A 23,008-nucleotide genomic window follows, 5' to 3' on the forward strand; every position below is an offset into this window, starting at 1 on the left:
ATCTCGTTTTCGCAAAGCTGCCGGTCGTGCGCGTACGCGGCCGCCTGAAGGTCGCTCGGCAGCGAAGAGCACACGTCGGAAGGCATTGATGCCTTCGCAGCCTGTGCTGCCTGGGCGGTTGTGCCACTGGTACTGTCATACTTCAACTTTTGCACGGCGGGTTCTGCGCCATCGAGACCGGGTCAGGCGAGATAGGTATGAAGGCACTATGACGGACGCCAAGCGGCGAGCATTGGCCCAGAAGATCGGGAGACGAGGCGAGCTCATCTTCGAGCAGTGGGCAACGATCGGCGGCTTCAGCGCGAGCAAACTGCAGGACGACTATGGCGTCGACTATGTGTGCCAGCAAATGCTGCCGACATCCAAGGGCTCCGAAGAAGTGACTGGACTCTCGGTGCTGGTTCAGGTCCGTGCAACCGCCATCGAGAAGTCCGGGAAGCCGCCCCGGATCGGGTTCTCCCGAGAGGATGTCGAGACCGCCATGCGCCAAGCCGGGGTCTTCTGCGTGGCTGCCGTGCACATGCCCACATCGGAGGTGCGATTCCGCTGGCTCGACATCGCTCTGTTGGAGCAATGGGCGTCGTTCCTTAAGTCCGAGCGTGATTCGATCTCCATGCGGCTGGACTCGATGTCCGAGGGCGCCGATCGCTTCTCCCGCGAGTTGGTGCAAGCCTCCCGCCCTTCCCAGCGAGCCAAATTCATGAAGGCGCGGACACAGCTGCGCCTCGAGGAGGTGATACCGGGCGCCGTCCTGCACACTAACTCCGGTGCCATGGGTGAATTGGGCAGCTGTCGTGGTCCCCAACCTCATGTCCATCGTGAACGCGACGGCGGACAGACACGAGGCGCTGGCCACGGCGATGTTCCGGCCGATCCCTTTTGCGCAAGGCTTTGGTGAGGTCCTCGCTCGCCATCAGCCGCATGCCGCCCTCCTATCAGTGGGAGACCTCGTCGAGGGCGCCCTCTGGGTTGCTGGTGAGGCCGAGAGCGAGGTCACGCTTCAGATCGAGCATGGCGACGATCAAGTGCTCAGTACCTTCTTGCTGCGGCGTGTCCGTGACGAGCGAGCGTACATAGGCGCATCAGGTTTGGTGCTTCGAATCACCGATGCTAGAGCAAGCGAATCTCGCCGAAAACACGTCCATCACTTGAGCTGGAGCGTCGAGCAGGAGGGCGCCAAGGACCTAGTCACTTGCGGTCAGCTTGCCTTCTTGCGCATGCTCAGGCTCGGTGCGACCCTCAACGAGGAAGGCCGTACGCTCATTCCCATCGAGCGCTTTGGTCTCGGAAGCCTGGGCCGGTCCATTGAGGCCTTCGAGAGAATCTTCGCGCACCTGGGGCTGCCGCTCAGCGGCGTCATGCTCTCAGACCTTGCGGACGAAACCTTTGCCTGTAACCTCGGCGTGCTCGAAGCGATTCTCGACGTAGGAAGCCGCTCGGTGCTTCCTACGTTTGTTCTGGGCCTGGACGAAGATCAAGAGATTTCGGAAGAAGGTTGGGAGCCGTGCATCTATAGGGTGCCGATCACCCTGCAAATGAAGCAGCACGGTCTGCTGGCTTGGGTAGAGGGAGCGGCGGACGCGTACGTGCACGATGGATCGATCCGAGGGTTTCGATTTCTGACCAAGGAGAAGGCGGAGGTTGCAGCCACGGACATACCCATCGAGGACGGGCGGGCCACGGTGCATGTTCATCCCGGTTGGCCTCGGCTAATCATCGGAGGCGAGACGCTGACTACCGGCGAGCCGCGGGGCGGACCCGTTCACGGACACTTCTCCCTTGCAGCAAACGCTGAGGGTCATGAGCGGACTGAAAGTTGAGGATCGCGCCGCGGCGGTAGCGCTTCGTGGTTGCCATCTGCCGCTCCCAAGCTGATACGAAGCAGTCGTTGGCAAATCCCGGTCCCAACTTCCACAACCTGTCGGTCATCCACCCGTGGGACACGACTCCGCGACCGACCGCTAACGCTCTAACCTGGTGCTCAACGGCGTGTGGCAAAAGTCACGAGTAGTCGCGTCACGAACAAGTTGAGTGTCAGCGAGCGGTTAGAGTGCGGCCTTCGGAGGAGGGCATGTCAATGGTTGCGGTGTGCGCGGGCGTGTGCAATGTCCGCTGAGTTGTCCAGTCTGCAAAGTCCCGCCGCGGTCCAGGCAGCGTTGGACGAATTCGTGCGGCTGGGCCGCACCGCTTTCTTGACCCGCTACGGCTTTGGCAAATCTCGCGACTTCATGGTCCGCGATGCAAAGACTGGACAGCTCTGCGACTCCAAGGCCATTGTTGGCGCCGCATTCGGCTATCAGTTTCCCGAAGAAGGGCCGCTGAAGGCAGCGGACTTTTCTGGCGGCGAGGCGACTGTTGTCCCCAAGCTCCAGCGCCTCGGCTTCGAGGTGGTGCGCATCGGCGAAGACTGGAGCGCGGACGAAGTGCAGGCGACTGTGGCCTCCTACTTCGAGATGCTGCGGCTCGAGGCGGCGCAGCAGAACTACACGAAGACCGAGTTCAACGCGCAGTTGCGCCAACAGCTGCGAGGCCGCAGCAAAGGCTCGGTGGAGCTGAAGTTACAGAACATCAGTGCCGTCCTGCATGGACTGGAACTGCCTTTCATCGCCGGCTACAAGCCACGTGCCAACGCCCAACTCTTGCTGCGTCAAGCGGTTCAGCGATTCGTGCTCGACCATCCCGAATTCGTGGGTCAGGTGGTTGATGCCATGGAAGAGGTCAAGGCGCCTGGTCAGGTTTCCTTCTACGCTTCTCTCGTCGAACCACCGCCCATGGAGAGGGTTCTTCAGGTGAAGGGGAACATGCCAAGAGCTCGTTTGCCACGCAAGGTGGATTGGGCGCAGCGCGATGAGGTGAATCGCAAGCTCGGCCGCGCCGGCGAGCAGTGGGTGATTGGCTACGAGCAGCGGCGTCTCAGCGACGCAGGCTTCCCCGAACTCTTTCAGCAGCTGGAGTGGACTTCGGAGCGACTAGGCGACGGCGCCGGCTACGACATCCTTTCGCATGAGCGCCCCGGTGTGCATCGCTTCATCGAGGTCAAGACCACCAACGGCGGCCATGCCTCGTCGTTCATCATCAGTCGCAACGAGTTGGAGTTTGCTGCTGAGCGCGAAGACGCTTTCCACCTGTACCGCGTCTTCCAGTTTCGCGAGGAACCGAAGCTGTATGTCCTCAAGGGCAATCTCGCCGACCAACTGCACCTGGAACCCATCGACTACCGCGCCTCTTTCCGCCGCCTGATGGCATAGACACGTATGACCGAGAAGCCTTGTCCCTTCTGCACCTTGCCCTCCGCTCGCGTCCTCGGGCAAAACGCACTTGCGGTATGGATTCGAGATGGTTTTCCGGTCTCGCCGGGCCATAGCCTCGTGATTCCAAAGCGCCATGTCGGCTCCTTCTTCGAGATCACGCAAGAAGAGCGGGCGGCGTTGCTCGAATTGCTGGATCAGGCAAAAGCGGCGGCACAAACCGAATTTCGTCCCGACGGATTCAATATCGGGATCAACGATGGTCCTGCAGCGGGGCAGACGGTACCGCACTTGCACATCCACCTCATTCCGCGTTTCCACGGCGATCAAACCGACCCCCGCGGCGGTGTGCGCTGGATCATCCCGGACAAGGCGGACTACTGGAGCCCAAGAGGTTGACGGTGGTTTCGCCAGCCCCCTCGGCCGAAGTGCAGCTCGCGTTTCTGAGCAAGCTGCAGCGCTTGTTCGCGGAGGGCGATTTCACGGCGACCTACAAATTCGCACTTCTCATCGCGCTGTCTGACCTGGCGGTGGAGCTGGGTGCAGATGATGGAAGGGAGCTGCCGCTCTCGATCCAGCAGATTGCGGATCGTTTTGTGCAGCTGTACTGGCGCCATGCATTGCCTTATGGGACCGGCAGGCAGGATACAAATGCTGGCGTGTTGGTCCAGAACCTTGGCGTCCAGGCGGCCGTGCTGACGAGCATCGCTGCGTTCCGAGCAAGCTCCGGTGCGACAACATCGACGCAGGCGCGCGCGATGCCGGCCTACGGGGCGCTGGTCGCCAAGGTGAGCGCGGTCGTTTCGGCCCAGCCGTTGACCTACTTGCAGAACTTTGGCGGTATCACCGATCCGTTCCTCTACGAAAAGGCAGGGCGGGGCATGATTCAGCTCAAACCCAACGTAGCCTACTGCCTTCGTCGCTTTCACCCCTTAGTACAGCAATTGGCGCGGACGCACTGGATGGACCACGTCAAGGCCAACCGGCGCAACCACGCCATCCTGGGCGATGCAGGGGACCTGGAAGACTTCCTCTTCGGTCTCTCTCGGCAGTCGCTGGCCACTATCAGCACGGGGTTGCGCAAGCTGGACGGGGCGCGCTGCTTCTACTGTGGCCAGGGCATGCATGGGGCCGACGTCGACCACTTCATCCCGTTCGCGCTTTATCCGCGCGATCTGGCTCACAACTTTGTATTGGCGCATCCTCAGTGCAACCGGAGCAAATCCGATTCCTTGGCTGGCAAGGGGCACCTGGAGCGTTGGTTACAGCGTTTGAGCAAGCAGTCGGCGCAGCTGGCCGAGATCGGAATATCCGCTGGCGTGGCGGTTGACGATCGAACTGTGCATCGCGTGGCCGCCTGGGGGTACTCGAATGCGCATGCAGCTGGTGGCCGGGCGTGGATCAAGGCGGCTGCGTATGAAACGGTCGGAATTGACCACTTGCAGCTTCTCGGGGCGTCTTGATGACGCGCCTATGGAGGCCCACCGCAGCTGGCAAGCTGCTCACCAAGGCGCCCGAATGGAGCTTTGAACTGGATGGCGAAAGCATTCGCCTCGCGGTTCAGGGCCAGATGCTTGCAAGTGGCGTCAGCGAACTCGAGAGCCTCGCGGTCAAACGAGGCTTTTTCTGGGCCACTTTGTTCCTTGCCTTGGGCACCGGCAAGCGCTTCAAGCTCGACGGCATCCCGAACGAGCAAGCTCGGCAACTTCAGCGAGCCGTCATTGCGGCGCAAGAGGCGAAGCGCGAACGCGAACAGATCGAGGCCTTGCTCCGCGATTTCGACCTGCAAGTACGACCGATCCTGCGCTGGTCGCTGTCGACCATCGAAGCCTGCAAGCGCCAGGTGGCACGACGTGGCTGGCTCAGCCAGGAATTCATGCAGCGCATGGGCGGCTCGAAACCAACGATGCCGAATGCTCTCATCGACCACGCCGAGGTCCGGCAACACCTCGCGCACCAGCCGCAAGGTGTGCAGGACGCCGTCCGAATGTGGCAGCGTTCGCTCCAGGAGTTCGCGCAGGGCGTCAATCAGCGCCACGCAGCCAAGGTCGCCCAGGACGATCAAGCGTTCTTCGAACGGGTGGAGAAATCCCCCTTGACGCTCGAACAGCGCAATGCGGTGGTCTGTTTCGACAGTCGGGTGTTGCTCGTGGCCTCCGCTGGTTCAGGAAAAACAGGAACCATGGTGGCCAAAGCGGGCTACGCGCTGCGACATGGCTACTTCGCACCCGAGCGCATGCTGCTGCTGGCTTTCAACAACGACGCCGCCGCGGAACTGCGCGAGCGCGTTCACACGAGGCTCATCCCGTTGGGCCTGCCTGCTGACAAGGTCGCGGCCAGGACGTTTCATGCCTTCGGCCTGGAGGTGATCGGGGCCGCCACGGGAAAGAAGCCGTCCCTTGCGCCCTGGCTGGAGGGAGGACAAGACCTCGAGACCCTGGCGAGCCTGGTCGACGACCTCAAGGATCGGGATCGCCAGTTCCGCACCCAATGGGATCTGTTTCGGGTCGTCCTGGGGCAGGACCTTCCCAAGTTCGGCAAGGAGCAGGACAACCCCAACGCCTGGGACGCCCAGCAGCGCCGTGGCGGTTTCTGGACGCTCAACGGTGAAACCGTCAAAAGCCAAGGGGAGGTGGTGCTGGCCAATTGGCTCTTCTACAACGGCGTGCGCTATGTCTACGAAGGCGCCTACGAGCATGAGACGGCCGATGCCAGCCATCGGCAGTACCGCCCTGACTTCTACCTTCCGGATGCCAAGGCCTACCTGGAGCATTGGGCCTTGAACGAGAAGGGCGAGCCGCCCAAGGAGTTCACTGGCTACAAGGAGGGAATGGCCTGGAAGCGCGCGTTGCATCAGCAGCACGAGACGATCCTGCTGGAAACGACCATGGCCGAGCTTTGGTCTGGCAAGGCGCTTGAGTACCTCGAGCGCGAGTTGCAAGTACTGGGTGTGACCTTGGACCCGAATCCGGACCGACCCGTGCCGGGCCGCCAACCCATCGAGAATCCACGCCTCGCCAGCACGTTTCGGTCCTTCCTGACGCACGTGAAGAGCAACCGGCTGTCGATGCCCGATCTGCGCGCGCGGTTGGCGCAGGGGGCCGCCGGGGATTTCCGATTCCGCCACGAAGTGTTCCTGCAACTGTTCGACAAGCTGTCGCAGGCCTGGGAGCAGAAGCTGAGCTCAAGCGGGTGCATCGACTTCGAGGACATGCTCAACCTGGCGACCGACTGCATCGAGTCCGGCAAATGGGCCAGCCCCTACGAGCTCGTCATGGTGGACGAATTCCAGGACGCGAGCCAGGCGCGTGCGCGGATGGTAGCCGCCTTGATGCGCGGTGAAGACAAGTACATGTTCGCGGTCGGTGACGATTGGCAGGGCATCAATCGGTTTGCCGGTGCAGACCTTGCGGTGATGACGGGCTTCGAAACCCGCTTCGGCCAAGCCACGACGCTCAAGCTGGAGACGACCTTCCGCTGCCCGCCAACGCTGTGTGAGATCAGCAGCACCTTCGTTCGCAAGAACCCGAGTCAGATCGCCAAGCAAGTTCGCTCGCCCAAGGTGGACATCGTCGAACCGGTGCGCATTGTTCGGGTGGAGGAGGAGCGATTCATCCGGGCGGCTGTCGAAGGGCGGATTCGCGAGATTGCGCGGGAGGCGGCCGGGGCGGGGAGGAGGGCGACGGTGTATTTGCTGGCTCGTTACCAGAAGGATCGCTCCTTCATGCCGGCGACGTACGACAGCCAGTGGGTCGAAATCTCTTTCCTCACGGTGCACCGCTCGAAGGGGCTGGAAGCCGACCACGTCATCGTTCCGCGCGTGACGGCCGAGACGCTGGGATTCCCAAGCAAGATTGCGGACGATCCGGTGCTCCAGTTGGCCATGCCGGCAGGTGAAGCGTACGAGTTTGCGGAGGAGCGGCGTCTTTTCTATGTGGCGCTCACGCGCGCTCGATCGACCGCGACGCTCATCACCGTGCAGCACATGGAATCGAGCTTCATCAGCGAACTTGTCAAGGAGCAGGGGCTACGGGTGCTCAATGCCGATGGGTCGGAGGGCGACAGCGAAATCTGCCCGAAGTGTGGCAAGGGGTTCCTGAGGACAAGAACTTCCCGATACGGCCCGTTTCTGTCTTGCAGCACGTTTCCGAAGTGCGACTACAAGCGCGATGATCGTAGGAACCGCCACACCAACAGAGGACGGTCGTAGCGACGCACAAGGGTGCCGCGTGTGACGTTGGATGTGCTACTACCAAAACCGCCAGAAGGGGCGTTTCGCCGCCGGTGTTTCGAGTAGGGCGCTTCTGGTCGTCGCAGAACCGAACCGCCGCCTCACTTCGCGCTCGTGTGCATGGGCCGGGCCCCGCGCATCAACGTGACCCCTCAGAGCCAGCAACCGCAACTGGTGTGCGCGCTCAAGGAGGTCTTCGTCGGAGAGGCTGCCTGGTTCGGTCATCATGGTGTCGTCATTTTGCCGCCTTGGCCAACACCGAGGACTAACAGAAGGCGATGCCAGTCGCGCGCACCTGTTGAACCTACTCGCCCTCCAGCATGCGTGCTGTCGGGCTGTTCAAGAGATCACCGGCGCGGTAGTAGTTCATGAAGACGTCGATGTTCTTGTGCCCCGTCATTTTCATTGCGTCGGCGGGTGGCATTTGACGACGACCGGCTTCGGTAACGAAGCCCGACCTGAGCGAGTGGGCGGAGTAGTGCCCCGCAAGGCCGGCAAGCGCTGCCCTCTCCACAACGATCCTGCGTACCGCCCTCGGAGCCAAGGGTTCTGCAAGGATCCGCCCGTTTTTGAGGATGCGTCGAAAGATAGGTCCGGATTGCACGCCGCTCAGTTGCAGCCATGCCGACATCGCGTTGGCCGCTCGCCCCACCAGGGGCTTCTGAACGGTGTCATCTCGAACACCTTCTTGATTGGTCTTGGAATGAGCGAGCAGATAGACGAATCCGCGCTCCCCGTGGTCCTGCAAGTTCTCCACGATTGCATTGGCCACTTCGCTACGCCGACGACCACCGCTTGCCCAAGCAAAGAGAAGTAGGGCCCGGTCACGGACCCCGCAGGGAGACGAATCGCAGGTTTCGAGCAGCGCTTCGAGCAGTTCGCGGGTAAGCGCGGCCTGTTGCCGCGGACGTACCTGTCGGCGTGCGTAGCTCACCCGCACCATGCGCAGCAGCTGGCGGACGCCCGGATATGCGCACGGATTGTCGAATCGCCGCATCTGATGCGCCTTTGACAGGACCGACACTCGATGAACAAGGGTGGCTAACGCAAGCGGCCCAAGCTTGCCCTTGAAATGCGTCTCTACAAGCAGCCTGTCGATCTGCATCGGCAGGTCATGCACCAGGCGAGGAGGGCGGTCGGAGCTTCCGCGTCCATCGCTCTCGCCTTCCATTCGCTCGGCATGATCGACTATGAACTGGAGGACCACAGGGATCGGGACGGGCAACTCGAACGGTTGCCCGTATCGCGTCGCGAACCATGCACTCCAATAGCGCATCGCCGTGGCATACGAAGCTTTGGTGTTCGCAGACTGACCTTGATGGAGGAGGTCCCGGACCGATGCCTCCGCAATACTGGAGAGCGCGTCGGGATTGAGGGGCGACGCATTCTGTGGCCGGAGATCGGTCAGGTCGACAGAAGCCGGTTGGTGGCTCAGTTGTGCGGGCAGGAAGAGGTCATCCTGAGCCTGCGACGTCGAGGCTGGCGCCGGAGGCGATGTCGCATCGTCGCCCTCGCATCCTCCCAACCCGTTTCCATTCGAGATCGGTCTTGACGACTCCCTGCGCTTGCGAGGTGCCATGAACATGCTCCTGTTCGGGCCGGATCAAGGAAGGTTGGGGCGCCAAAGGGGGCAGGGCGCCAGCGACGGACCGGCGTGATAGCGAGCCGTAAGGCGCCATTATCGGCCCCAGTCCGGCCAGAGCCACCGTCTGGAGATCGACTCGCAAGGCGCGCCAGGATCCGATCGGTGACCGACCGGGCCCGTGCGCAGCCGTCGAGGCCTTTGCCCTAGGCTTGGCGCGGCCAGGGCGACACCCGGCCGACCCCCAGCTTCTGCCAGTAGCCGCGAGGTGGCCGCTGGACGCCCAAGACCTTGCAGCGCTTGTTGATGCAGTTGTCGCTCACGTCAAAGATCGTGGCGATTTTCACGGCCGGCAGTGTCCAAACCAGCTTGTCCAGCTCGGTCGCACCGAGCCCGCGCCAGGCCCGCGTCCCTTCGAGGTCGACGACGGCTGCAGCAGGGGCGGGCGCGGGCGCCTCAATCACAGCCGTGTCCAACCAGTGGGCGACCTGAATCAGCGCGTCCTTGGTGTACTCCGGGTTGTTGGCATAGTGCTTCCCGTGGATGTCCAGCGTGTGGTTGAGCAGATGGCGGCGAACGTCAGGATCGATCCGGCATTCGGTGGCGACATCCTCGAACGTCCGGCGCAAGTCATACTCGGAAATCTCGTCGCCGAGTAGGCGCTTGATGACATTTCGTGCGGACATCACGTGGCCCGAGTCGCTGCTCTCGGAAGGGAACACATAGGCGTCCGCCGGCACCGTCTCTCCAGGGTGCTGAGCCAGATACAGCGCACGGCGATGCTCCATCAGTTCTCGCATTTGCGGTGCCATCGGGATCGGCAGCATCTTATGGGTCTTCGTGATCGTTTTGGGGATCTCGATGACGTTCTCCTTCTCGTCCCACTTGATCCACCCAAAGCGCGCCACGCGGCTTTCCTCGATACGCGTGCCCGTCATCATCCGGAAGCGCACCCAGTCCGCCGTCGTCCGGATGTCAGCCGACGCGCCCACGTCGCTACGTTCCTTCATGATCTGCCACATCTCAGGGATACGCCATTTGGGAATGCGGCCGTGTCGGGCGTCCGACTCGTGGAGTTTCATGGTCTTGAGCATCAACGAAACCGGGTTGAATTCGAGGATCGTGATTTGCCCATCCTCCGTTCGATACCAGTCCCGGGCGAAGTTCAGCAACAGGCGCAAATAGATCACCGCCTTGTTGGCCCGAATGGGTGCCGTCTCGGACGTCTTGGTAAAGATCGTGCGGCAGTGGTCGATAGTGATGTCGACAACGGCCATGTCCCGCAGGTCCAGCAGGTGATGGTTCAGGGTGTAGTGCATGTCATCCAGCGTGTTCTTGCGAGGACGTTTCGCAGTCTTGTAGAGATCGAACACGTTCGATAGCGTGGCTTTCCGGGCCTCCTTCTGCTTCTCGGTCAAGGCCTCCTTGGCCACAGGATCCGTCCCGCCGCGCATGTCGTGGAGAAATTGATGCGCCTTCAGCGCGGCTTCGTCGAAATCCATGGCGTCGACGTCGCCGATCGTGATTTCTTTTTGTTTCTTGGAGCCATCGTTGATGCGCCGACGCGCAATGAAGGTTCGCGTGCCGCCCTTGTGAAAGCGGATCACAAACCCTCTGTAAGTCGGATTGGTATCCCAAACCAGGAAGGCGCGTTTTTTTGCGATCTCCTTTTTTGCCTCTTTTCGGCGCTCTGGATCCTTGATGGCTTTTTCCACGGCTTCGACGGCCAAAAGCTGGACGTCAGCGAATTTCAGGGTGATCTTTTTCTCGAACTGCATTGTCAGCTTGGGCAACTTGTCCCGCTTGGCTTCTTGGACGGATGTCATGCTCGTCTCCTGTGCGCCGGTCAAAACCGGCAAAGTGTTGTGAATGAAAGTTTCATACGTTGAAGGCTTAGCCAGCTACGGCGGCCCCGAGTCATGCGTGCACATCCGCGAGGGTGTGGGCGAAGCGTTGATAGGGGGACGAGCGGGCCGGGTATCGAGCCGCGTAATACATGCCCCGTGGCGACAGCTGCGGGTGGTCCGGGGTGCCGAGGCAGTAGGAGAATGCCGAAGGTCACACCGTCGCTGCCGCATTGGCGAGGCAGAGGCGGACCCCGCGCGGTCAAAGACCCCGAGCACGCACGCAAGCACTTTGTTCGGGAACCGGGAGATCCCGCGTCCTTCTGCGCAGCGCTGGGAAGCGCTGGCTGCAGAGCGCATCGTGAAGCCCAAGGGCGTACGACGATGAGCCACAGGCGCGGGAAGTCGGACTGCTGCGTAGTACCGAAGAAGCTGCCGAACAAGGCTGCGGGGGAAGCTCCTGCGGCGGCGGAGGTGGTGGAGGGAAGGCGGCAGGCCAAGGGAAATGCCATCGCGGCGCGCATGTCCCGCAGATCGGTGCGGGTCTATGACATGGGAACCGCGCTCGATGGCATACGACAGACGGCAAAGGGCCGTCGTGATGCGAAGTTCACGGGACTGCTGCATCACATCTACGCGGTCGAACGCCTGCGGGCGGCTTACCTCGCGCTCAAGCGCGACGCGGCCGCCGGGGTGGACGGCCAGACCTGGCAGACGTACGGACAGGACCTGGAGGGCAATCTCCTGGAGTTGTCCGAGCGGCTGGCCCGAGGGGGCTACCGGCCCCAGCCTGTGAAGAGGGTGTACATCGACAAGGCCGACGGCAGCAAGCGCCCGCTGGGCGTGCCGGCGCTGGAGGACAAGCTCGTCCAGCGTGCCACGGTCGAAGTGTTGAACGCCATCTACGAGCAGGACTTCCTCGGGTTCAGCTACGGCTTCAGGCCCGGGCGCAGCGCGCACAACGCGCTGGATGCCGTGGCGGTGGGTGTGGGCGCAAGGAAGGTGAACTGGATACTCGATGCGGACATCGCCAAGTTCTTCGACACGATCGAAAGGGACTGGCTGGTGAAGTTCATCGAACATCGCGTGGCTGACACGCGCGTGGTGCGGCTGATCAAGAAATGGCTGCACGCGGGCGTGCTGGAGGACGGCAGGCTCACGCAAGGTGAGTTGGGGACGGTTCAGGGCGGGAGCATCAGTCCGCTGCTGGCCAACATCTACCTGCACTATGCGTTGGACCTGTGGGTGAAGCAGTGGAGGGGGCGCCATGCCCGGGGTGACGTGATCGTCGTGCGCTACGCCGACGATTGGGTTGCGGGGTTCCAGTTCCGTGATGACGCCGAGCGCTTCCAGCGCGCGGTGGCCGAGCGGCTGGGCCAGTTCGGGTTGAAGCTGCATCCCGAGAAGACGCGGCTGATCGAGTTCGGGCGCTTCGCCCACGAGAACCGACGCCGCAAGGGACAAGGCAAGCCGCAGACCTTCGACTTCCTGGGGTTCACGCATTGCTGCGGGACGACCCGAAAGGGCAAGTTCATGGTCCTGCGACTCACCAGTGCCAAACGCCTGCGAGCCAAGCTGCAGGTGATCAAGCTCGAACTCAGAAGGCGCATGCACCAACCCATCCCGGAGCAGGGCCAGTACCTGCGGGCGGTGGTGACTGGGCATGCGCGCTACTTCGGCGTGCCGTGCAACGGCGCGCGGCTGAGGACATTCCGCCATCAGGTCGTCGGGCTGTGGCATCGCACGCTGTGCCGCCGCAGCCAGAGCCACGACCTGCCTTGGCGACGCATGTATCGCTTGATGGCGCGCTGGCTGCCTGTCCCGAACATCTGCCACCCCTACCCGAACCAGCGTCTGATCGTCATGACCCAAGGCAGGAGCCGTATGCGGTAGCTCCGCACGTACGGATCTGTGGAGGGGGTGTTGGGTGACTGACATTCCTACTCTGACTGAACGTTGAATGGGCTGAAACGCCGCCCCATCGGGGGCGGCGGCTGTTCAGTGCAGGACGGTCAGTCCGCGCAATGACGCGGCGGGGCCCTCATCCTGATCGAGCCACTGGGCAATTCGCGTGAGCGCGTCCAGCAGCATTCCCCGGGAGATGCGGAGCCGTCCGAAGCCGTAGTCACGGGCCGCGAGGTTGAGCAGCCGAATGCGCACGTCCGGATCGATACCGCACTGGGCCGCCACATCCCAAAACGTGCGGCGCAGGTCGTACTGCGTGGTTTCCGGGCCCGCCACCGCCTTGAGGGCCCGGCGCGCGTTCATGATGTGGCCAGCGCGGCTTGCCGCCGAGCCGAAGATGAATGCCTCCGGCGGCACGTCTTGGCCTGCGTGCTCGGCGACATAGACCGCGCGGCGGTGTTCGATCAAGTCGCTCAACTGCAGCGGCATCGGCAGGATGAGCGAACGGTAGTTCTTCGTCAACGCCGGCGGAACCTCGATGATGTTGTGCACAAGGTGGACGTGCGAGAACCGCAGGGCTTGGCTCTCGGAGGGACGCATGCCGGTCAGCAGCCGTAGGCGCAGCCAATCGGCCGCTGTCCGGGTCGCCGGGTTGGCGGCGTGTTCGCCGAGTTCCTTCAACGCCCGCCACACGGCGCGCACGCGCCCGATGGGAATGCGGCCGTTGCGGCGGCCAACCGGGTTGAACGGGGTGCTCTTGAGCATCAGCGTCACCGGGTTGCCCTTGTCCAGGAGCACGCTATGGCCCTCCATGTCGATGGTGCAGTCGCGGGCGACATCGAACACGGTGCGCAGGCAGCACAGGGTCCGGTTGGCCGCGACCGGACCGATCTTCGTGAGCTCTGAGAACAGCTGTGCACACTCCTGCGGCGTGATGCTCGCCACGGGCCTGTCCCAGAGTCCTGCGGCGTACTTCGTCATGGTGTATTCGCTATCGCCGATCGTCACCGGGCTGTATGCGCCCGAGCGACGACGGCGGTCCTGGTAGATCTCGAAGGCCTGCCTCACGGTCATGTCCATCGGATCTTGATTCGCGGATGTCATGGCATGGCTCCTTTCAGGGTTGACGGTGGCTGTCCTCTCTCCTCTGGCACTGACTCATCACTTACTCATCAAGTCAGGGGCAAAAAGCGTACTTCCCGTGTGCCCATGGCGGAAGGACCCGATCGCGTAAGAAACGCGATAAGTTGTTGATTGGGTTGAAGTTTTTGTCCGACACTGTCGGACATTGACGCGTGCTGTCGCTACCTGTCGCGTCGGAGGTGGTGGACTTTTAATCCGTTGGTCACTGGTTCGAATCCAGTACGTCCTACCAGTCAAGCCGCACGCAACGAGAAAAGCCTGCCATCGATTCATCGACAGCAGGCTTTTTGTCTTGGGGCACGCGCCCCGTTCCGTCTACGAAGACGAGCCGGGTGCCGGTGGATTGTCCGGTTGCGGCGTGGATGGCGGTGGCGGCGTACCCGGTGCGGGTGTGGGGGTCCGCCTGCAGATCATGCGGCCTGTCTGCCGGTCCCATTTGCAGGACCTGTTCGACGAGGCCGCCGCGGCGATCTCAGGCGCCAGCAAGGCGAAGCAGGTGAGGGCGATGAGGGGGAGGTGTTGTTTCACGCGGCCAGCTTACACCGTGATGGCTGCCTGCCCAAATTCGGTCCTGTCCCAGATTCGCGCAACGAGCGAACTCGAACGCTCGAAGGAGCAATAGGCGCGGCGCCGGAAGCCTGCCCCGCGGGGAGGCAGGCCCCGGTATCGGTCAACAAAAAGGCCGCTGAAAGCGGCCTTTGGTTGTCAGTTACGCTGAAGCGTCGTTGTCATGCATCGACGGCTGTCGGGAACCCGAAATGCTGGACACGAGCCCGACCGCGCTCGCGCGGAGCAGTTCCTGACGAAGCGCGGATTCGAGCAGGCGGCGCGCAGTGTCCGGCCTGTCGTGATCGTATTCCTCGTCGAGTTCGCAATGCAGGTAGTAGTCGACCCGAGCCATCAACCGCTCTACCGACGCTGCAAGATCTGTCTCATTCATCTTGCGCTCCTCCGTTTCATCGCGCGGAAAAACCTTGCCTGACCCCATACCTCGGCTCTTGCCTTTCGAGCCTGTGGCTCAGCATGAGCTTGCGCATTATCTCCCGTTCGCTCGATTGCGTAATTTTCACTGTCGTGCTAGTCCAACAATTCTGTGTGGGTAAACGGCTCAGTCGCCCTGATGCCGCAGCCCGAGCCGGTGCCACACGCCGCCAAGCCGCGGCGCGCGCCGTGGGGCGGGACGCGGTGCGGCTGCGGCGATCGGCGAGGGGAGGAGGTGGCGGACGGATTGCGCCACCTGCACGCAATCCTTGATGTGCAGTTCGCCGAGCGCGCGCAGCGCGGCGTAGCTCAGCGTGGCCGAAACGGCCTGCCCGACGATCGGGACGTACTTTGCGGCCTGCTGGGCGGTCAGCTTGACGCCGGCATGGCGCGCGAGCCTCATCAGCAATTCGCGCGTCACCAGCCTGCCGACCAGGAGGGCGCCGACGGCGGCCGCGGCCTTCTGGATGCGCTCGCGGTCATAAGGGGCGAGCCGATCGAGCTGGGTGACGGAAAGACCGAATTCGGCGCTGATCTGCGGGATGACCCGCGACAGCAGGGTGGCGTCGGCCGCCCAGTCGATGCCCGGCACCGGGACCGCGCCGACCGCGGCCGCCATCAGCGCCTTGCGGCCGAGCAGCCGCCGGCTGCGGCGGATGGCGGCGATCAGCTCGGGATCGCCCTGGGCAAGTTCGACGGCGGACGGCATCCGTGCACCTTAGCAGACTCAGGCGAGCGCTTCGAGCTGATCGGACAAGTCGAGCCAGCGCTCCTCGAGCTGTTCGATCTCGTCGTTCAGCGTCTTCAGGCGCTTGCCGGCTTCGGCGATCTCGGGCGCCGGCAGTGGTCGTGCCAGGCGCGCCTCGATGGCGGTCTTCTCGATGCCTGCGTCGGCCAGCCGCTGGTCGATCTGGGCGAGTTCCCGCTTGAGCGGCTTGGCGCGCTCGTTGCGCTGCTGCCGGTCCTGGGCATCCTGTCGGCGCTGGTTTTTTCCGATCGCGGGCGCTTCTTGTGCGGCAGGTACGGGCTCGACTGCCACTGCATTCATCGCCAGCTTGGCTTCTTCGCGAAGGCGCCGCGATTCCTCCAGCAGATAACGCTGGTAATCATCCAGGTCGCCATCGAAGTCACTGACCGCGCCGCGGCCCACCAGCCAGAACTCGTCGCACACCGAACGCAACAGCGCCCGGTCGTGGCTGACCAGCATGAGCGTGCCTTCGAACTCGTTGAGCGCCACGGCCAGCGCCTCGCGGGTCGCGAGATCGAGGTGGTTGGTCGGCTCGTCGAGCAGCAGCAGGTTGGGACGCTGCCAGACCATCATCGCGAGCACCAGCCGGGCCTTCTCGCCGCCGCTCATGGTGCCGACCGGCTGCTTCACCATGTCGCCGCTGAAGTTGAAGCTGCCGAGAAAGCCGCGCAGGTCCTGTTCGCCGGTGCGCTCCCTGGTTGCCGCGCCGAGTTCGCGCGCCAGGCGGACCATGTGTTCGAGCGGCGTGTCCTGCGGCCGTAGCACGTCGAGCTCCTGCTGCGCGAAGTAGCCGATGTTGAGGCCCTTGCCCTCGGTGATCGTGCCGGCAATCGCACCCATTTCGCGTGCGATGGTCTTGACCAGCGTCGACTTGCCCTGGCCGTTGGCGCCGAGGATGCCGATGCGCTGTCCGGCCAGCACCGACCGGTTCACGCCGCGCAGGATGATCTTGGGCGGCTCGTCCTCGGACTGGTAGCCGAAGCTCCCGTCGCTGATCGTCAGCATCGGGTTCGGGATGTTGCCCGGCTCCTTGAACTCGAAGCTGAAATCGGCCTCCGCGAGCAGCGGCGCGACCTTCTCCATGCGCTCGAGCGCCTTGACCCGGCTTTGCGCCTGCTTGGCCTTGCTGGCCTTGGCCTTGAAACGGTCGATGAACTTCTGCAGGTGGGCGATCTTGTCCTGCTGCTTGGCGTAGGCGGCTTGCTGCAACTCCAGCTGCTGGGCGCGCAGCGTCTCGAAGGCGCTGTAGTTGCCCCCGTACCGGTTCAGGCGGGCATGCTCGATGTGCAGCGTCACATCGGTCACGGCGTCGAGGAACTCGCGGTCGTGGCTGATCACGATCATCGTGCCGGCGTACTTCTGCAGCCACGCTTCGAGCCAGACGAGGGCGTCCAGGTCCAGGTGGTTGGTGGGCTCGTCGAGCAGCAGCAGGTCGCTCGGGCACATCAGCGCGCGTGCCAGCTGCAGGCGCATGCGCCAGCCACCCGAGAAGCTGTTGACCGGCTGGTCGAGCTCGTGCGGCTTGAAGCCCAGGCCGAGGATCAGCGCCTGCGCGCGGGGCACGGCGTCGTGCTCGCCGGCATCGGCCAGGTCGGTGTAGGCATGGGCGAGGGCCATGCCGAGCTCCGCGTCGTCGGGGTTGGCCTCGTGCCCGGCCTCGGCGGCGGCGAGTGCTTCCCGCAGTTCGACCAGCCGGGTGTCGCCGGTGACGACGAAATCGGTTGCCGATTCGTCGGTCTCGGGCATGTTCTGCGCGACCTGCGCCATGCGCCATTGCTTCGGCATCGCGAAGTCGCCGCCGTCTTCGTGCAGCGTGCCGTTGAAGAGCGCGAACAAGGTCGACTTGCCGGCGCCGTTGCGCCCCACCAGCCCGACCTTTTCGCCGGGGTTGATGGTGACGCTGGCGCCGTCGAGCAGCACTTTGGCGCTGCGGCGCAGGATGACGTTCTTGAGGGTGATCATGGCTTTGCCCGCCACATCGGCGGGGCCAGGGAATATCTACTGCAGCAGAGACTCGCGGGCGACCAGCAACACCTGGTCCTCGCCCGCGCTCGTGGGGAGCCACACCACTTCGAGCCTTGGAAAGGCGGCTTCGAAATGCGCGCGCTCGTTGCCGATTTCGAGCACCAGCACGGCGGATTCGGTCATGCGGGCCGGCGCATCGGCGAAGAGCCGGCGGATGAAATCCATGCCGTCGGTACCGCCCGCCAGGGCCAGCTCGGGTTCGGCGCGGTATTCGGCCGGGAGCGCGCTCATGCTCTGCGCGTTGACGTAGGGCGGATTGCAGAGGATGAGGTCATAAGGACCGCGCACCGAAGCGAGGCCGTCGGATTCGAGCAGGGTGATGCGCGCATCGAGCTCGTGGCGCGTGACGTTGATCGCGGCGACCTCGAGCGCTTCTGTCGAGATGTCGGCTGCATCGACCGAGACGTCGGGATAGGTCATGGCCGCCAGAACCGCGAGGCTGCCGTTGCCGGTGCACAGGTCGAGCACACGGCGCGTCCGGTCGCTGAGCCACGTGTCGATGGAACCGTCGGCCAGCAGTTCGGCGATGAAGCTGCGCGGCACGATCGCGCGTTCGTCGACGTAGAAGGGCACGCCCTGGAGCCAGGCTTCCTTGGTCAGGTAGGCGGCCGGCTTGCGCGTCCGGATGCGCTCTTCGAAAAGCGCGGCAACGCGCGCGGCCTCCGCGGGCGCCACCGGACGCTCAGCAACGCCGTCGAGATCGTCCAGCGCGAGGCCCAAGCGCCAGAGCACGAGCCAGGCCGCTTCGTCGAAGGCGTTGGTCGTGCCATGCCCGAACGACACGCCGGCATCGGCCAGCTGCCGCGCGCCGGCCTCGACGAGTTGAATCACCGTGCTCATGGATGGAGCAGCGCTTCGAGCCGGTCCAGCGTGCGGCGATAGATGTTCTTGAGCGGATCGATCTCCGCGACCGCGATGTGCTCGTCGATCTTGTGGATGCTGGCGTTGGTCGGGCCCAGTTCTACGACCTGCTTGCAGATCCTGGCGATGAAGCGCGCGTCGCTGGTGCCGCCGCTGGTCGAAAGCTCGGTGTCGATGCCGGTTTCGTCGCGGATCGCCTGCTGCACCGCTTCGACCAGCTCGCCCGGCTGGGTCAGGAAGGGCAGGCCGCCGATCGTCCAGTCCAGCGTGTAGTCGAGCCCGTGCGCATCGAGCACCTGATGGACGCGCTGCTTGAGCGATTCCGGCGTCGACTCGGTCGAGAAGCGGAAATTGAAATCGATGACCGCGGCCCCCGGAATCACGTTGCTCGCGCCGGTGCCCGCGTGGATGTTGCTGATCTGCCAGCTCGTTGGCTGGAAGTGCACATTGCCTGCATCCCAGCCGCCTGCGCTGTTGATCGCGACCAGTTCGGCCAGCGCAGGTGCGAATGAATGCACCGGATTCTTCGCGAGGTGCGGGTAGGCGATGTGGCCCTGCGCGCCCTTGACGCTGAGCCTGCCGCTCATCGTGCCGCGGCGGCCGTTCTTGATCATGTCGCCGCAGCGCTCCACCGCGGTCGGCTCGCCGACGATGCAGTAGTCGATGCGTTCGCCGCGTGCGGCGAGCGTGTTGCAGACCACCACCGTGCCGTCGACGGCAGGGCCTTCCTCGTCGCTCGTGAGCAGGAGGGCCAGCGAAAGGCGGGGGTCGGGCTTGGCCGCGAGGAATTCCTCGATGGCGACCACGAAGGCCGCGAGCGAGGTCTTCATGTCGCAGGCGCCGCGACCGTAGAGCCTGCCGTCGCGGTGCGTCGGCGTGAACGGGTGGCTGGTCCACTGTTCGAGCGGACCGGTCGGGACCACGTCGGTGTGGCCGGCGAAAGCGATCCTGCGGCTTTCGGCGCCGGCCGCACCGGCGCGCACCGCCCAGAGGTTGGTGACCCGGAAATCCGCCGGGCCGCTTTCGATGGTCTCGAGCTTGAAGCCCAGCCGCGCCAGTCGTTCGCCAAGAATCCCCTGGCACCCCGCATCGTCAGGGGTGACCGAGGGACGTGAAATCAGTAGTTCGGCAAGCTGGAGCGTTCGTGACATCGACAGGGCAGGTGGCTCACAGACGCACGTCGAGCGTGATGTCCGTGAAGGTGGGTTCCTCGACCTGTTCGAGGAAGGAGCGTTCTTCGTTGTGGGCGGTCGGTGCCTTGCGGTTCTGCAGGCGCCACATCAGGTTGGTCGGCGAATCGGCCTGCGACAGGCCTTCCTCGCGGGTGACCAGATTTTCGGTGATCAGGCGCGCGATGTCTTCCTCGAAGGTCTGCGAGCCTTCGGCCATGGATTGCTCCATGGCTTCCTTGACCGCGGTGAAGTCGCCCTTGCCGATGTGCTCGGCGATCAGCGCGGTGTTGAGCATCACCTCGAGTGCCGGCACGCGCGCGCCGTTGGGCGTGCGCAGCAGGCGCTGCGCGACGATCGCGCGCAGCGCGCCGCTGAGGTCGCCGAGCAGCGTGGGCCGCACCTCGACCGGGTAGAAGCTCAGGATGCGGTTCAGCGCGCGGTAGCTGTTGTTCGCATGCAGCGTGGCCACGCACAGATGGCCCGACTGGGCATAGGCGATCGCCGCCGTCATCGTCTCGCGGTCGCGGATTTCGCCGATCTGGATCACGTCGGGAGCCTGGCGCAGCGCGTTCTTCAGCGCGATCTGGAGCGACTGCGTGTCGCTGCCCACGTCGCGCTGGTTCACCAGCGACTTCTTGTTGGTGAAGGTGAACTCGATCGGCTCCTCGACCGTCAGGATGTGGCCGGAGGCGTTCTCGTTGCGATAGTCGAGCATCGACGCGAGCGTGGTGCTCTTGCCGGCGCCGGTGGAGCCCACCATCAGGATGAGCCCGCGCTTTTCCATGATGAGCGTCTTCAGGATCTCGGGCAGGTTCAGGTCGTCGAACGCCGGAATGACCGAAGCGATATGCCGCACCACCACCGCGTAGGTGCCGCGCTGGCGCATCGCGCTGATTCGGAAGTTGCCGGCGCCCTCGAGTGCGATCGCCATGTTGAGCTCGCCGGTGCGCTCCAGTTCGGTGATGCGGCTTTCATGCACCACTTCCGCCAGCAGGCTCAGGGGCGCTTCGGGCGGCAGCACCTGCGCATTGATCGGCATGCAATTGCCGTTGATGCGGATCTGCGCCGGGGAGTTGGCCGATAGGTAGATGTCGGAGGCCTTGCGTTCGGCCATCAGGCGAAGAATTCGCTCCATCATGTTCATCGGCTCTCCTCTCGTGGTGATGTGAATAGGCTTGTCGCCAACGGCGTCGAGGGCCGCCCCCTCGGACGGCCGTTGGCTCGATCAGTCGCGCAGCAACTCGTTCAGCGAGGTCTTGGCGCGGGTCTGCGCGTCGACACGCTTCACGATGATGGCGGCGTACAGGCTGTACCTGCCGTTGTCCTTGGGCAGCGTGCCGCTGATCACAACCGATCCGGCGGGTACCCGGCCATAGGTGACTTCACCGGTGGCGCGGTCGTAGATCGGCGTGCTCTGGCCGATGTAGACGCCCATCGACAGCACCGAGTTTTCCTCGATCACGACGCCTTCGACCACTTCGGAGCGCGCACCGATGAAGCAGTTGTCCTCGATGATGGTCGGGCCGGCCTGCAGCGGCTCGAGCACGCCGCCGATGCCGACGCCGCCCGAGAGGTGCACGTTGGCGCCGATCTGCGCGCAGGAGCCGACGGTGGCCCAGGTGTCGACCATGGTGTTCTCGCCGACGTAGGCGCCGATGTTCACGTAGGAGGGCATCAGCACCGCGCCCTTGGCGATGTAGCTGCCGCGGCGCGCGACGGCCGGTGGCACGATGCGCACGCCGGCGTCCTTCAGCTCGCCGGCCGACAGGTGCGAGAACTTGGTCGGCACCTTGTCGTAGAAGCCCAGCGAGCCGGCCTGCATCTGCTCGTTGTCCTTGAGGCGGAACGACAGCAGCACGGCCTTCTTGATCCACTGGTGCACGGTCCATTGGCCGACGGCTTCGCGCGTGGCGACGCGCAGCTTGCCGTTGTTGAGCTCGGCGATCACGTGCTCGACCGCGTCGCGCACGTCCTTCGGAGCACTGGTGGCGGAGATATTGGCGCGGTCTTCCCACGCTGCGTCGATGGTCTGCTGGAGTTGTTGGGTCATGGAAGAACTCGGTTCTGGATGAATTGGACGATGCGTTGCGCGGCTTCGGTGCACTCGGCGGTGTCGGCGACCAGCGCCATCCGGATGCGCCCGCGGCCCGGATTGCTGCCGGCCACGTCGCGGGCGAGATAGCTGCCGGGCAGCACCGTCACATTGTATTGAGCGTAGAGCTCGCGGGCGAAGGCCTGGTCGTCGCCCTGCCACGCGGAGGGAACTCCGGCCCAGAGGTAGAAGCTCGCATCGGGCAGGCGCACGTCGAGCACCGGCTCCAGCATCGGCGTGACGGCCGCGAACTTGGCGCGGTACTGGGCGCGGTTGTCGACCACGTGCGATTCGTCGCTCCAGGCTGCGATGCTTGCCGCCGCGACCGTGCCGCTCATCGCGCTGCCGTGGTAGGTGCGGTAGAGCAGGAAGGACTTGATGATCGACGCATCGCCCGCCACGAAGCCGCTGCGCAGCCCGGGCACGTTGCTGCGCTTGGACAGCGAGGTGAGCGCGATCAGGTTGCGGAAGTCGCCTCGCCCGAGCTTCGCCGCGGCTTCGAGCCCGCCGAGCGGCGGCTCGTCGCGGAAATAGATCTCGCTGTAGCACTCGTCGGCGGCGATGACGAAGCCGTGGTGGTCCGACAGGTCGAAGAGCTTCTTCCACTCGTCCAGCGGCATCACCGCGCCGGTCGGATTGCCCGGCGAGCAGACGAAGACCAGCTGCGTGCGGGCCCAGACCTCGCCCGGCACGCTGTCCCAGTCGACCGCGAAATTGCGCGACGGCACGCTCGGCACGTAGTACGGCTCGGCGCCCGAGAGGAAAGCCGCGCCCTCGTAGATCTGATAGAACGGATTGGGCGACATGACCACCGGCGCCGGCGTCCGGCTCGCATCGACCACCGTCTGCGCCAGCGCGAAAAGCGCCTCGCGCGATCCGTTGACCGGCAGCACCTGGGTCGCGGGATCGAGGCTCAATCCATAGCGCTTCTGCAGCCAGCCGGTGAACGACTGGCGCAGTTCGAGGTCGCCGGCCGTCGCCGGGTAGACGGCGAGGGCGCCGAGGTTCTCGGAGAGCGCATCCTTGATGAAGCCGGGCGTCGGATGCTTGGGCTCGCCGATGCCCAGGCTGATCGGGGTGTACTGCGGGTTCGGCGTGACGCCCGCGAAAAGTTGTCGCAGCCGTTCGAAGGGGTAGGGCTGCAGTTTGGCGAGCAGGGGGTTCATGGGACCGAAT

At 64.0% G+C, this 23,008-nt stretch carries 18 protein-coding genes and 1 tRNA gene; 8 read left to right on the plus strand and 11 right to left on the minus strand.

The features are described from left to right. Positions 1 to 208: 208 nt before the first annotated feature. From VAR608DRAFT_RS27480 to VAR608DRAFT_RS27505, 6 genes are all read left to right on the plus strand, one after another. Positions 209 to 898 (plus strand): DUF4365 domain-containing protein, encoded by a 690-nt coding sequence (locus tag VAR608DRAFT_RS27480; RefSeq protein ID WP_088956954.1) that lies wholly within the window; start codon positions 209 to 211, stop codon positions 896 to 898. Continuing rightward, positions 810 to 1,820, plus strand: coding sequence for a hypothetical protein (locus tag VAR608DRAFT_RS27485; RefSeq protein WP_157731125.1), 1,011 nt, complete (start codon positions 810 to 812; stop codon positions 1,818 to 1,820). The genes VAR608DRAFT_RS27480 and VAR608DRAFT_RS27485 overlap by 89 nt, the downstream gene beginning before the upstream one ends. A 336-nt stretch (positions 1,821 to 2,156) precedes the next feature. Continuing rightward, positions 2,157 to 3,248 carry a DUF3883 domain-containing protein gene (locus VAR608DRAFT_RS27490; protein ID WP_443082896.1) on the plus strand — a complete coding sequence of 364 codons (1,092 nt, stop codon included), beginning with the start codon at positions 2,157 to 2,159 and terminating at the stop codon, positions 3,246 to 3,248. Positions 3,249 to 3,254: 6 nt separating this feature from the next. Continuing rightward, on the plus strand, positions 3,255 to 3,647 hold the full coding sequence (locus VAR608DRAFT_RS27495) for an HIT family protein (protein ID WP_088956957.1): 393 nt from the start codon (positions 3,255 to 3,257) through the stop codon (positions 3,645 to 3,647). 2 nt (positions 3,648 to 3,649) lie between these two features. Further along, positions 3,650 to 4,711 carry an HNH endonuclease gene (locus VAR608DRAFT_RS27500; RefSeq protein WP_088959008.1) on the plus strand — a complete coding sequence of 354 codons (1,062 nt, stop codon included), beginning with the start codon at positions 3,650 to 3,652 and terminating at the stop codon, positions 4,709 to 4,711. Continuing rightward, positions 4,711 to 7,458, plus strand: coding sequence for a UvrD-helicase domain-containing protein (locus VAR608DRAFT_RS27505; protein WP_088956958.1), 2,748 nt, complete (start codon positions 4,711 to 4,713; stop codon positions 7,456 to 7,458). The genes VAR608DRAFT_RS27500 and VAR608DRAFT_RS27505 overlap by 1 nt, the downstream gene beginning before the upstream one ends. A gap of 325 nt (positions 7,459 to 7,783) precedes the next feature. Here the strand turns inward: VAR608DRAFT_RS27505 and VAR608DRAFT_RS27510 are convergent, their stop codons facing one another. Continuing rightward, the gene (locus tag VAR608DRAFT_RS27510; protein WP_088959009.1) at positions 7,784 to 9,058 is read right to left on the minus strand and encodes a site-specific integrase; all 1,275 of its coding nucleotides are present in this window, start codon (positions 9,056 to 9,058) and stop codon (positions 7,784 to 7,786) included. A 209-nt stretch (positions 9,059 to 9,267) separates the two neighbouring features. After that, positions 9,268 to 10,887, minus strand: coding sequence for a tyrosine-type recombinase/integrase (locus VAR608DRAFT_RS27515; protein WP_088956959.1), 1,620 nt, complete (start codon positions 10,885 to 10,887; stop codon positions 9,268 to 9,270). A 402-nt stretch (positions 10,888 to 11,289) separates the two neighbouring features. Here VAR608DRAFT_RS27515 and ltrA point away from each other — a divergent pair, with 402 nt between their 5' ends. Next, positions 11,290 to 12,798, plus strand: a complete 1,509-nt coding sequence (gene ltrA / locus VAR608DRAFT_RS27520; protein WP_231972977.1) for a group II intron reverse transcriptase/maturase — start codon at positions 11,290 to 11,292, stop codon at positions 12,796 to 12,798. Positions 12,799 to 12,903: 105 nt separating this feature from the next. Here the strand turns inward: ltrA and VAR608DRAFT_RS27525 are convergent, their stop codons facing one another. Beyond that, positions 12,904 to 13,914, minus strand: coding sequence for a tyrosine-type recombinase/integrase (locus VAR608DRAFT_RS27525; protein ID WP_088956960.1), 1,011 nt, complete (start codon positions 13,912 to 13,914; stop codon positions 12,904 to 12,906). A 178-nt stretch (positions 13,915 to 14,092) separates the two neighbouring features. Between VAR608DRAFT_RS27525 and VAR608DRAFT_RS27530 the strand changes: the two genes are divergently transcribed. Further along, positions 14,093 to 14,185: transfer RNA gene (locus tag VAR608DRAFT_RS27530), tRNA-Lys, on the plus strand. A 477-nt stretch (positions 14,186 to 14,662) separates the two neighbouring features. Here VAR608DRAFT_RS27530 and VAR608DRAFT_RS27540 read toward each other — a convergent pair. The 8 genes from VAR608DRAFT_RS27540 to dapC form a co-directional block, all read right to left on the minus strand. Next, positions 14,663 to 14,893 carry a hypothetical protein gene (locus VAR608DRAFT_RS27540; protein WP_157731126.1) on the minus strand — a complete coding sequence of 77 codons (231 nt, stop codon included), beginning with the start codon at positions 14,891 to 14,893 and terminating at the stop codon, positions 14,663 to 14,665. A 168-nt stretch (positions 14,894 to 15,061) separates the two neighbouring features. After that, the gene (locus VAR608DRAFT_RS27545; protein WP_231972978.1) at positions 15,062 to 15,643 is read right to left on the minus strand and encodes a hypothetical protein; all 582 of its coding nucleotides are present in this window, start codon (positions 15,641 to 15,643) and stop codon (positions 15,062 to 15,064) included. Between the two features lie 18 nt (positions 15,644 to 15,661). Beyond that, complete coding sequence (locus VAR608DRAFT_RS27550) at positions 15,662 to 17,644, minus strand: ATP-binding cassette domain-containing protein (protein ID WP_088956963.1); 1,983 nt, start codon at positions 17,642 to 17,644, stop codon at positions 15,662 to 15,664. Positions 17,645 to 17,680: 36 nt separating this feature from the next. Continuing rightward, a complete protein-coding gene (prmB, locus tag VAR608DRAFT_RS27555; RefSeq protein WP_088956964.1) occupies positions 17,681 to 18,547 on the minus strand; it encodes a 50S ribosomal protein L3 N(5)-glutamine methyltransferase in 867 nt (288 codons plus the stop codon). Further along, entirely contained in the window at positions 18,544 to 19,719 is a 1,176-nt protein-coding gene (gene dapE, locus VAR608DRAFT_RS27560) for a succinyl-diaminopimelate desuccinylase (RefSeq protein ID WP_088956965.1), read from the minus strand. Before dapE ends, prmB begins: the two co-directional genes overlap by 4 nt. 16 nt (positions 19,720 to 19,735) lie before the next feature. Further along, complete coding sequence (locus VAR608DRAFT_RS27565; RefSeq protein WP_088956966.1) at positions 19,736 to 20,884, minus strand: PilT/PilU family type 4a pilus ATPase; 1,149 nt, start codon at positions 20,882 to 20,884, stop codon at positions 19,736 to 19,738. Positions 20,885 to 20,965: 81 nt separating this feature from the next. Beyond that, the gene (dapD, locus tag VAR608DRAFT_RS27570) at positions 20,966 to 21,790 is read right to left on the minus strand and encodes a 2,3,4,5-tetrahydropyridine-2,6-dicarboxylate N-succinyltransferase (protein ID WP_088956967.1); all 825 of its coding nucleotides are present in this window, start codon (positions 21,788 to 21,790) and stop codon (positions 20,966 to 20,968) included. Further along, the gene (dapC, locus tag VAR608DRAFT_RS27575; protein WP_088956968.1) at positions 21,787 to 22,998 is read right to left on the minus strand and encodes a succinyldiaminopimelate transaminase; all 1,212 of its coding nucleotides are present in this window, start codon (positions 22,996 to 22,998) and stop codon (positions 21,787 to 21,789) included. Before dapC ends, dapD begins: the two co-directional genes overlap by 4 nt. Positions 22,999 to 23,008: the final 10 nt, after the last annotated feature.

Source organism: Variovorax sp. HW608 (assembly GCF_900090195.1).
Taxonomy (GTDB): Bacteria; Pseudomonadota; Gammaproteobacteria; order Burkholderiales; family Burkholderiaceae_C; genus Variovorax.

Coding starts and splice junctions, on each gene's coding strand:
- VAR608DRAFT_RS27540 (WP_157731126.1), bottom strand. CDS start 14,893: ATGAATGAGACAGATCTTGCAGCGTCGGTAGAGCGGTTGATGGCTCGG.
- VAR608DRAFT_RS27480 (WP_088956954.1), top strand. CDS start 209: ATGACGGACGCCAAGCGGCGAGCATTGGCCCAGAAGATCGGGAGACGA.
- VAR608DRAFT_RS27510 (WP_088959009.1), bottom strand. CDS start 9,058: ATGGCACCTCGCAAGCGCAGGGAGTCGTCAAGACCGATCTCGAATGGA.
- VAR608DRAFT_RS27550 (WP_088956963.1), bottom strand. CDS start 17,644: ATGATCACCCTCAAGAACGTCATCCTGCGCCGCAGCGCCAAAGTGCTG.
- dapD (WP_088956967.1), bottom strand. CDS start 21,790: ATGACCCAACAACTCCAGCAGACCATCGACGCAGCGTGGGAAGACCGC.
- VAR608DRAFT_RS27495 (WP_088956957.1), top strand. CDS start 3,255: ATGACCGAGAAGCCTTGTCCCTTCTGCACCTTGCCCTCCGCTCGCGTC.
- ltrA (WP_231972977.1), top strand. CDS start 11,290: ATGAGCCACAGGCGCGGGAAGTCGGACTGCTGCGTAGTACCGAAGAAG.
- VAR608DRAFT_RS27505 (WP_088956958.1), top strand. CDS start 4,711: ATGACGCGCCTATGGAGGCCCACCGCAGCTGGCAAGCTGCTCACCAAG.
- dapE (WP_088956965.1), bottom strand. CDS start 19,719: ATGTCACGAACGCTCCAGCTTGCCGAACTACTGATTTCACGTCCCTCG.
- VAR608DRAFT_RS27565 (WP_088956966.1), bottom strand. CDS start 20,884: ATGAACATGATGGAGCGAATTCTTCGCCTGATGGCCGAACGCAAGGCC.
- VAR608DRAFT_RS27545 (WP_231972978.1), bottom strand. CDS start 15,643: ATGCCGTCCGCCGTCGAACTTGCCCAGGGCGATCCCGAGCTGATCGCC.
- prmB (WP_088956964.1), bottom strand. CDS start 18,547: ATGAGCACGGTGATTCAACTCGTCGAGGCCGGCGCGCGGCAGCTGGCC.
- VAR608DRAFT_RS27485 (WP_157731125.1), top strand. CDS start 810: ATGTCCATCGTGAACGCGACGGCGGACAGACACGAGGCGCTGGCCACG.
- dapC (WP_088956968.1), bottom strand. CDS start 22,998: ATGAACCCCCTGCTCGCCAAACTGCAGCCCTACCCCTTCGAACGGCTG.
- VAR608DRAFT_RS27525 (WP_088956960.1), bottom strand. CDS start 13,914: ATGACATCCGCGAATCAAGATCCGATGGACATGACCGTGAGGCAGGCC.
- VAR608DRAFT_RS27515 (WP_088956959.1), bottom strand. CDS start 10,887: ATGACATCCGTCCAAGAAGCCAAGCGGGACAAGTTGCCCAAGCTGACA.